Origin of the sequence: Flavobacterium sp. CYK-55, assembly GCF_018413465.1 — a bacterium.
Lineage (GTDB): Bacteria > Bacteroidota > Bacteroidia > Flavobacteriales > Flavobacteriaceae > Flavobacterium.
This window is the reverse complement of sequence record NZ_JAHCDK010000048.1, coordinates 1-273: the sequence shown is the minus strand read 5'-3', so window position 1 is coordinate 273 and position 273 is coordinate 1. Positions and strand designations below refer to the sequence as shown.

General features: G+C 43.2%; 1 rRNA gene. It reads right to left on the bottom strand.

Going from position 1 to position 273, the window contains the following annotated elements:
• Positions 1 to 10: 10 nt before the first annotated feature.
• Positions 11 to 119: ribosomal RNA gene (rrf, locus tag KIH23_RS13675) — 5S ribosomal RNA — on the bottom strand.
• Between the last annotated feature and the right edge of the window lie 154 nt (positions 120 to 273).

The window sequence follows — 273 nt, the reverse complement described above, 5'->3', positions numbered from 1 at the left end:
GCTTCACTAAAAAAGGCAATGACATACTCTCCCACAAAATGCAGTACCATCTGCGCAGGCGGGCTTAACTTCTCTGTTCGGAATGGGAAGAGGTGAGCCCCGCCGCAATAATCACCTTAAGTTTTTAGTTGTGATTTAAACACAACTGCAACATCGGTTGCTAATATCTTAACATACTGAGATAAAGAAATACATTTGGAAAGATTGCACTCCCGTCTTGCGACGGGAGATGCGACGTACATAAGCTTACGGGTTATTAGTACTACTCGACTA